Source organism: Parashewanella hymeniacidonis (assembly GCF_016900895.1).
Taxonomy (GTDB): Bacteria; Pseudomonadota; Gammaproteobacteria; order Enterobacterales; family Shewanellaceae; genus Parashewanella; species Parashewanella hymeniacidonis.
The window spans coordinates 1-8,269 of the sequence record NZ_JAFEUN010000142.1; the positions used below are offsets into that span (position 1 = coordinate 1).

The following is an 8,269-nucleotide window of genomic DNA, read 5'->3' on the forward strand; positions in this document are numbered from 1 at the left end:
TAAAACTCAGGTTTTCTTTGCCGTGACCATAATTATGGTTGATGTTATAGCCTTGATTCTTCAAGGTATTAAAGCACTCATTTTCAATTTTCCATCGACAACGTCCCGCTTTTGCGAGTTTAATTATATTCTTATCGGTGATTTCTATGTCTGTGACTCAGCTGTTTTTAAAGGTCACTTTTCCTGATTCATCTATCTGTTGATACTCAAGATAATTCACCTTAATTGCGTCTGCTCCACCGTTAAGCGGTACGTCGTTTTGCCAGTAAAATCGATGCGTCTTTTCTTTTTCATCCACATACTCTGTGGTCGGTAGCTCTGGAAAAGCGTCCAGCCACTCGTACATAAAAACATGGTCAGTAGGCTTAGCCACAAACAGGTAGTGCATGTTTTTATTGAGCACGTCTTCGATAAGCGGTTGACGTGACATGAGACTATCACCGCCTAAGATGAACTTTTGTCTCGGATGGGCTTTGTAAAGGCGATTAACGAAACGTTTTGCAGCGTTAATTTCACAGTCTTGCTTTTCTTTGCCATCCCCATTTTTTATGGCTTCTGGCATCACTGGTAAAACTTGGCGCTTGTCGGGGTGCATAATTGCACCTTGTAATACCGAGTGATAATAGGTCTTATCTCCATTCTTATGCGTTTTATGCAGGCAGCATTTACAAGAAATCGACTTGGAGCTGTAATGCTGGGTGCCATCAATTACACACATGAGTGTATTGGGCAAAATCTCATATTCTTTGAGATGATGGTGTCGTCTTAATCGTTCATGAAAGTCTTTAAATACTGGCGCAAAAGACTCGCTAGAATAGCTATCCAATACTTCACGCATCTGACTCTCTTTCGGGGTTTGATGTACATTAAAAAGAGTCTGTAGATTGCTACGCCCCCGGCTGGTTTCCAAACGTTGTTGAAACTGGACTAATGAAGGGTCTTGAAAATACATACAAGCAAAGCCACTCATTACATCATCGTGCTGGGTGTATTGAGATGCTGAACTCTTTCTAGAGTCTGTGCTGGTATTAATATGCTGAGATAAGCTCTTTCTGAGTGCGTTAAAGCTCAGGTGCTTTTTTTCTTTTACTCTTGAATTCAAACGACATACTTTTTGATTAAAAATAATGTCCTACATGGTAATACAGAAGCTTTAGAAAGCTTGTGATCTATTTGCCATAGTTGCTGTGATCTATCGCCGTTTTCTTGGTTTCAGCTTTAAGTTTGTGCGAAAATAAAATTTCAATACTTCTTTTACACATTGAATTATAAAGATTTAATTTTTTACCGAGAATTGCTGTCACCTTCAGAGTGGACAGTGCACTATGAATAGTTGCCAAGTTGAATTTGATTATCAATATGCAAATGACAATGTAAATTTAGATTAATTGTTAATATTGAAGCAATAAAAAGGGCTGATATAAATCAGCCCTTTAAGCAAAGATAAAACATTTAACTATTCATCTAAGAAAGACTTCAAAATCTCTGAACGAGAAGGGTGACGAAGCTTACGTAATGCTTTTGCCTCAATCTGACGAATACGTTCACGGGTAACGTCAAACTGCTTACCGACTTCTTCAAGCGTGTGGTCAGTATTCATATCAATACCAAAACGCATACGAAGTACTTTTGCTTCTCTTGCTGTTAAGCCTGCTAACACTTCATGCGTTGCATTCTTAAGACTTTCGCCTGTTGCGCTATCAAGTGGTAATTCGAGGGTAGTATCCTCGATAAAATCACCTAAATGCGAATCTTCATCATCACCGATAGGGGTTTCCATGGAGATAGGCTCTTTAGCAATCTTAAGTACCTTACGGATTTTATCCTCAGGCATTTGCATACGTTCAGCAAGTTCTTCAGGAGATGGCTCACGACCCATTTCTTGTAACATCTGACGTGAAATACGGTTCAACTTATTGATGGTTTCAATCATGTGAACCGGAATACGGATGGTACGTGCCTGGTCAGCAATCGAACGAGTAATCGCCTGTCGAATCCACCAAGTAGCATAAGTTGAGAACTTATAACCACGACGGTATTCGAACTTATCAACGGCCTTCATCAAGCCGATGTTACCTTCTTGAATTAAATCCAAGAATTGTAAGCCACGGTTGGTGTACTTCTTAGCAATCGAAATTACTAAACGTAAGTTCGCTTCAACCATTTCTTTCTTAGCACGGCGAGCTTTTGCTTCACCAATCGACATACGACGGTTGATGTCTTTAATTGCCGAAATGCTAAGACCTGTTTCATGCTCAACAGCTTGTAGTTTGCTGATGCAACGTAGAACGTCATCTTTAACACGACCTAATGCTTCTGAGTATGCTTTACCTGCATCTAATTCAGTTGCAAACCACTCAGAGCTCGCCTCGTTTCCACCAAATAACTTGATAAAGTTTTTCTTCGGCATTTTTGCGTGTTCAACAGTGAACTTCATGATCAAGCGTTCTTGAACACGAACTCTGTCCATCATGCTGCGCATGCTTCTAACCAGTATGTCGAACTGCTTAGGCATTAATTTAAATTCTTTGAAGTCTTCTCCAAGTTCAAATAATGCTTTTACAGAGTGGTGGTTATCTCGACCTTTCTCAGCAATGGTGTTTTGTGCTATTTCATAGAGATTACGAAGTTGAGTGAAACGTTCTTTCGCTTCTTCAGGATCAGGCCCTTTGTTGCCTTCTTCCTCTTCTTCATCATCTTCGTCATCGTCGCTATCAAGTTCTTCTTGAGGAAGTTCTGAACCTACATGGGTTGCAGTTGGTGCGACATCGTCTTCATCAGGGTTTACAAATCCAGAGATAATATCGGATAAACGAATTTCTTCGGCTTCGTATCTGTCGAATTGCTCAAGCATCATTGAGATAGCTTGTGGGTATTCAGCAACAGAGCCTTGAACTGTTTTAATCCCTTCTTCGATGCGTTTTGCGATTACAATTTCGCCTTCGCGGGTCAGTAGCTCTACTGTACCCATTTCACGCATGTACATACGAACAGGGTCAGTGGTGCGACCAATTTCGCTTTCCACTGTTGCCAGCGCAGCTGCAGCTTCTTCTGCTGCATCTTCATCTGTGCTGTCTTCCGACATCATGATTTCATCGGCATCCGGTGCTTCTTCAAACACACGTATACCCATGTCATTTATCATCTGGATAATATCTTCGATCTGGTCTGAATCGACCATGTCTGCAGGTAAGTGATCGTTCACTTCTGCATAAGTCAGGTAACCTTGTTCTTTACCTTTGGCAAGTAACAGCTTAAGTTGCGACTGCGGAGTATGATCCATAGATATCATCCAATTTGGGTAAAAGTTTACGACGAACTGCTAAAATTCTGGGCGTAACCAAGAATTACGCAAAGCGTCAATTATACTCGTGCTATAGCAAGATGCAACTTGCTGAGTCACGAATATGCACTCTTTTATACATCCTTGTATAAATCAAAAAGATTAAAGAAAAGAAACGCCTTCTTTACTTCTGGCTTTTGATAATAGAGATCAATTTTTGTAATTGAACTCGCTCTTCTTTCGTATGTGTAGACTTCAAACTGAGTTCTTGATAGCGCTGTTCCAAATATTGATTATTTAACCAAACGAGCGACTTTTTAAACTCATGTTGAAGATTTTCGTCCGTAATTTGGTGATCCCATTGCGCTAATTTCTTTAGAGTATTGAACTCTGGTTTATCTCGATAAAGCTCGATTAACTGAGCGCTGGTTAATTCCTCATTACGTGTTAAATCCAATAACTGGATCAACAAGTCCAGCCCAGGCATTGATAGGTGCGATAAGGCTGGTTGCATAGGTAGGTTTGTACCTATAGTTGGTTTTTGCACTAAAAGCGAAATTGCTAAACGTAGTGGGGTACCACGGCCTTTTATACCTTTGGCACCAAGTGGGTTTGCTTTAGCCGCTTGTGCGTTAAAACCTAATTTCTTTTTAAGTTCTTCGCTGCTGTTCATCCCGACTTTATGGGATAAGTTTTCCAACAGTAGATTCTGTAAAATTGGATCTTTAATTTTACCAATTAAGTCCAGTGCAATTTTCGCAAACTTACTCTTATCACCATTAGCTTCTGAGCTTAAATTGGTGAACATAAAGTCATTGAGCGATTGCGCATTGGCAATCAATTCTTCAAACGCATCTTTACCAATTTTACGCACCATAGAGTCAGGGTCTTCGCCTTGCTCAAGGAACATAAATTTAATTTGATCGCCCGGCTTTAATAACGGTAATGCTGTTTCTAGTGCGCGCCATGCCGCTTCTTGTCCAGCTCGATCACCATCATAACAGCAGACAATCTGTTCTGCATTACGAAGCAATAGCTGTAATTGCTCTGCGGTCGTTGCGGTTCCTAATGAAGCAACGGCGTAGTCAACACCAAATTGTGCGAGTGCAACAACGTCCATATAACCTTCGACAATCAGAATGGTCTTAGGGTTCCTGTGACGCTGTTTAACTTCATATAAGCCATATAGCTCATTACCCTTATGAAATATGGGCGTTTCTGGAGAATTCAAGTATTTTGGTGTGCCATCACCTAAAACTCGGCCACCAAAACCAATAACTCGGCCTCGACGATCGCGAATCGGGAACATCAATCGGTCACGAAAACGGTCATAACGTTTACCATTATCGTTTGCGATAACCATACCTGTGGTAACGAGCTTGTTTTGGGCATCTTGATTCTGGCGATATCGACCTAAAAGGTTATCCCAGCCATCAGGGGCAAAACCAATATTGAAATGTTCAACAACCTCTGAAGATAAGCCTCGATATTGCAGATACTTTTGAACTTTATCTTTATCGGGGTTCTGTTTGAGTTGATTGTGATAAAAGCGACTCGCTTCGTCCATTAACTCATACAAATCACGACTGACACTTGGATCTTTGCGTTGACCTATGCCTTTTTCTTGTGGGACTTGTAATCCTAATTGTCCAGCTAAGTCCTCGATAGCATCGACAAACTCAAGTCGGTCATACTCCATAACAAAGTCAATAGCGTTACCATGAGCACCACAACCAAAACAATGGTAAAACTGCTTGTCTTGACTGACAGTAAAAGAAGGCGTTTTTTCGCTGTGAAATGGGCAACAAGCAGAATAATTTTTCCCTGCTTTTTTTAGTTGTACCTTACGGCCGACTAACTCAACTATGTCAGTACGAGCAACGAGCTCATTGATGAAATCACGAGGTATTGCCATAGTTCCACTTGATAAAGAAAATGTGTAAACCAGATATTCTGGAAGAAGGTAATAATCTTAAAAATTACAACTAAATAAGTCTAATAGAATTTTCTAAAAATATTCATTATTTAGCTCAAATTTAAAACAAACAAGCCGCGCAAAGGGCACGGCTTGTTGTAACGTTAAAGTGCTTTATTTCAATTTTGCACGAACTAGACCGCCTACGGCGCTCATGTCTGCACGTCCTTGAAGTTTACCTTTTAACGCACCCATTACTTTGCCCATATCCGCCATGGATGCTGCGCCAACTTCTGCAACAGTTTCAACTACGATAGCTTCGACTTCATCTGCAGTAAGTGGTTGAGGCAAGAAAGTTTCTAAAACAGAAATTTCCGCTGCTTCAATTTCGGCAAGCTCAGGTCGGTTCGCTGACTCATATTGAGTTATTGAATCACGACGCTGTTTAACCATTTTGGTTAAGACCGCTATTACCTGATCATCATTCAGAGATTCGCGGGTATCCACTTCAATCTGTTTGATGGCTGATAATGCCAAACGAATTGTGCCCAATCTTGCCTTCTCTTTGGCAATCATGGCTTTTTTCATTTGGTCTTTTAGCTGATCAATTAGGCTCATAACGGATTAGTATAAACGTACGCGACGTGCGTTTTCGCGAGAAAGCTTCTTAGCAAGACGCTTTACTGCAGCCGCTTTAGCGCGTTTACGTGCAGTAGTTGGCTTCTCGTAGAATTCACGAGCACGTACGTCAGCTAGAATTCCAGCTTTTTCACAAGAGCGCTTGAAACGACGTAGAGCTACGTCGAATGGTTCGTTTTCACGTACTTTAATGATTGGCATACGCCATCACCCCTTAGGTGTAAGTTGTGTCGAAAGTATCAGCTAAAAGCCGAAATCAATCGAGGTTGATTAAAAAATGGTTCGGAATTTTACACTCAGGACAGTTTGTTTGTAAAGAGGTAAACCGACAGATCATTTGATCATTTTGCGATCTTAGCTGATCTGCTGGTTTTATAATAACACAATCTGTAGAATTGCACGCCCTGTAGAATGTTAAGAATGATCAAAAAATGCAAATTTTAGGTATTGAAACCTCATGTGATGAAACGGGCATTGCCGTTTATGACGATAAACAAGGTTTGTTGTCTCATACTTTATATAGCCAAGTTAAGCTGCACGCTGACTATGGTGGGGTTGTGCCTGAACTTGCTTCAAGAGATCACGTTCGCAAAATTATTCCATTGATTCGTGAAGCATTAAAGAAAGCTAACCTTGAATTTGGTGATTTGGATGGTATTGCCTATACCAAGGGTCCAGGGCTGATAGGTGCTGTACTGGTTGGCGCTTGTGTTGGACGTTCACTTGCATTTTCGCTTGGGATCCCTGCAGTTGGTGTTCATCATATGGAAGGACATTTACTCGCACCTATGCTCGAAGAAACGCCACCTGAATTTCCATTTGTGGCTTTGTTAGTCTCTGGCGGTCATAGCATGTTGGTGGATGTTAAAGGCATTGGTCAATATGAAGTCTTGGGTGAGTCTGTCGACGATGCCGCTGGTGAAGCTTTTGATAAAACGGCCAAATTGATGGGGCTGGACTATCCGGGTGGCCCACGTTTGGCAAAACTTGCTGCCAAGGGAGAACCTGATCAATATAAATTTCCACGCCCGATGACGGACAGACCTGGCTTGAATTTTAGTTTTTCAGGTTTAAAAACCTTTGCAGCAAACACTATCGCAGCTGAACCTGATGATGAACAAACTCGAGCAAACATTGCCAGAGCCTTTGAAGAAGCTGTTGTTGATACGTTAATGATCAAATGTAAGCGTGCTTTAAAACAAACAAATCGAAAACGTCTTGTGATTGCGGGTGGTGTTAGTGCAAACATTCGCTTACGTGCAGATTTAACTGAAATGATGCAAAACTTGGGTGGTGAAGTTTTCTATCCTCGTTCAGAATTCTGTACTGATAATGGTGCAATGATCGCTTATGCAGGAATGCAGCGTCTGAAAGCTGGGCAAAATGAAGAACTTGCTGTTAAAGGTCAACCAAGATGGCCTTTAGATACACTAGAAAGAGTGTAAATGCTCTATTGTTTTTCTGTAATAAAATGGTAATTCGATGGTACTTTTACGATCATTGTAAACTTTAAAAATTACCGAATTGCATTATGTATAGAGAGGAAGCTGCATTAGATCACTCCGGAATCGTCCCGAACCATAAACAAGCATTATTACAAACGGCATCTGAAAATAACTGTATTGTAATGGTTCGGCCTGTAAATAAGCTTTCTACTGATCTTATTGCCGAGGGGTATGCCACTAAAGATCTGCATGTAAAAGGTAAGTCTTCAGATTGGGGACCACAAGCTGGTTTTATTTGCTGTGATCAATAATTCAGTAAACTGGCTAAAAAAAGCCACAAGATGTGTCAAACTTCAATGCCAAAGTTAAAGAGTCGCTTGTTGGGAATTATGCTAAGCAAGTTCCACTTCTAATATCAGAAGATCGATTTAAGTCATTAATAAAAAACAAAATGCTGCATCTGATATCGCAAAATAACGGCATTTTTCAGGTGACGAATAACGGTGCGCCTCATCAATAATTCATTCTTTATCCCAATACGCTAATGCCTGCGGGAGACTACCCAAAGGTGTATCGTAAACATCTCAAGTCAATCCAAGTGTTGTTTAAACAGCTCCCATGGTTGAAGCATGGATATTGGGTACTGGTTAAAGAAGATGCTTCAATTAATGAAATGATGGTATTGGCCGAGTTTGAAAGTGGTGTTCCTCTCACCGCAGATTATGATTTATTTTGCGTCGCACCCCATTTAAGTAGTCGGCTATGAAAAAAATCTAACATTATGATCGATAATACAATATAGCTCTTTGATACATTCAATTTCGACCAGAAATGATATAGTGAACCTACGGTTTCTGGTCGTTCTTGGTGCTAAAAATGCTCTCCGAAAGCCCTTCAAATTTACCTCATGCCAGTCTGTTTAATATCACAGACCAACTTCTGCAAACTCATCCTTTAATCATTTTAGCTAATGCCTTTGATTGGCAA

9 protein-coding genes are annotated in these 8,269 nt (G+C 40.6%); 4 read left to right on the forward strand and 5 right to left on the reverse strand.

Features of this window, described 5'->3' with window-relative positions; genetic code table 11:
* The coding region (locus tag JQC92_RS19615; protein ID WP_205001232.1) for a hypothetical protein at nt 1–187 on the forward strand (187 nt) is incomplete at its 5' end.
* Here the strand turns inward: JQC92_RS19615 and JQC92_RS19620 are convergent.
* The 5 genes from JQC92_RS19620 to rpsU all read right to left on the reverse strand — a co-directional run bounded on the left by JQC92_RS19620 (nt 158) and on the right by rpsU (nt 6,038).
* Nucleotides 158–1,102, reverse strand: coding sequence for a hypothetical protein (locus tag JQC92_RS19620; protein ID WP_205001233.1), 945 nt, complete (start codon nt 1,100–1,102; stop codon nt 158–160). The two genes, JQC92_RS19615 and JQC92_RS19620, sit on opposite strands and share 30 nt — an antisense overlap.
* Nucleotides 1,103–1,456: 354 nt before the next feature.
* Nucleotides 1,457–3,283 carry an RNA polymerase sigma factor RpoD gene (gene rpoD / locus JQC92_RS19625; RefSeq protein WP_205001234.1) on the reverse strand — a complete coding sequence of 609 codons (1,827 nt, stop codon included), beginning with the start codon at nt 3,281–3,283 and terminating at the stop codon, nt 1,457–1,459.
* Between the two features lie 184 nt (nt 3,284–3,467).
* Nucleotides 3,468–5,198 (reverse strand): DNA primase, encoded by a 1,731-nt coding sequence (dnaG, locus tag JQC92_RS19630; RefSeq protein ID WP_205001235.1) that lies wholly within the window; start codon nt 5,196–5,198, stop codon nt 3,468–3,470.
* A 174-nt stretch (nt 5,199–5,372) separates the two neighbouring features.
* Nucleotides 5,373–5,816, reverse strand: a complete 444-nt coding sequence (locus JQC92_RS19635) for a GatB/YqeY domain-containing protein (RefSeq protein WP_205001236.1) — start codon at nt 5,814–5,816, stop codon at nt 5,373–5,375.
* 6 nt (nt 5,817–5,822) lie between these two features.
* A complete protein-coding gene (rpsU, locus tag JQC92_RS19640) occupies nt 5,823–6,038 on the reverse strand; it encodes a 30S ribosomal protein S21 (protein ID WP_006080725.1) in 216 nt (71 codons plus the stop codon).
* Nucleotides 6,039–6,268: 230 nt separating this feature from the next.
* On the opposite strand from rpsU, the gene tsaD reads away from it, so the two are divergent.
* The 3 genes from tsaD (at nt 6,269) to JQC92_RS19660 (ending at nt 8,048) form a co-directional block, all read left to right on the forward strand.
* Nucleotides 6,269–7,282 (forward strand): tRNA (adenosine(37)-N6)-threonylcarbamoyltransferase complex transferase subunit TsaD, encoded by a 1,014-nt coding sequence (gene tsaD, locus JQC92_RS19645; protein ID WP_205001237.1) that lies wholly within the window; start codon nt 6,269–6,271, stop codon nt 7,280–7,282.
* Between the two features lie 86 nt (nt 7,283–7,368).
* Nucleotides 7,369–7,593: an anthrax toxin-like adenylyl cyclase domain-containing protein gene (locus JQC92_RS22965; RefSeq protein WP_205001238.1), complete on the forward strand. Its 225-nt coding sequence runs from the start codon at nt 7,369–7,371 to the stop codon at nt 7,591–7,593.
* Nucleotides 7,594–7,850: 257 nt separating this feature from the next.
* Nucleotides 7,851–8,048, forward strand: a complete 198-nt coding sequence (locus JQC92_RS19660; protein ID WP_205001240.1) for a hypothetical protein — start codon at nt 7,851–7,853, stop codon at nt 8,046–8,048.
* Nucleotides 8,049–8,269 lie beyond the last annotated feature (221 nt).

Excerpts from the sequence above, each read along its gene's own strand:
- dnaG (WP_205001235.1), bottom strand. The coding sequence starts at position 5,198 with ATGGCAATACCTCGTGATTTCATCAATGAGCTCGTTGCTCGTACTGAC.
- rpsU (WP_006080725.1), bottom strand. The coding sequence starts at position 6,038 with ATGCCAATCATTAAAGTACGTGAAAACGAACCATTCGACGTAGCTCTA.
- JQC92_RS19635 (WP_205001236.1), bottom strand. The coding sequence starts at position 5,816 with ATGAGCCTAATTGATCAGCTAAAAGACCAAATGAAAAAAGCCATGATT.
- rpoD (WP_205001234.1), bottom strand. The coding sequence starts at position 3,283 with ATGGATCATACTCCGCAGTCGCAACTTAAGCTGTTACTTGCCAAAGGT.
- tsaD (WP_205001237.1), top strand. The coding sequence starts at position 6,269 with ATGCAAATTTTAGGTATTGAAACCTCATGTGATGAAACGGGCATTGCC.
- JQC92_RS22965 (WP_205001238.1), top strand. The coding sequence starts at position 7,369 with ATGTATAGAGAGGAAGCTGCATTAGATCACTCCGGAATCGTCCCGAAC.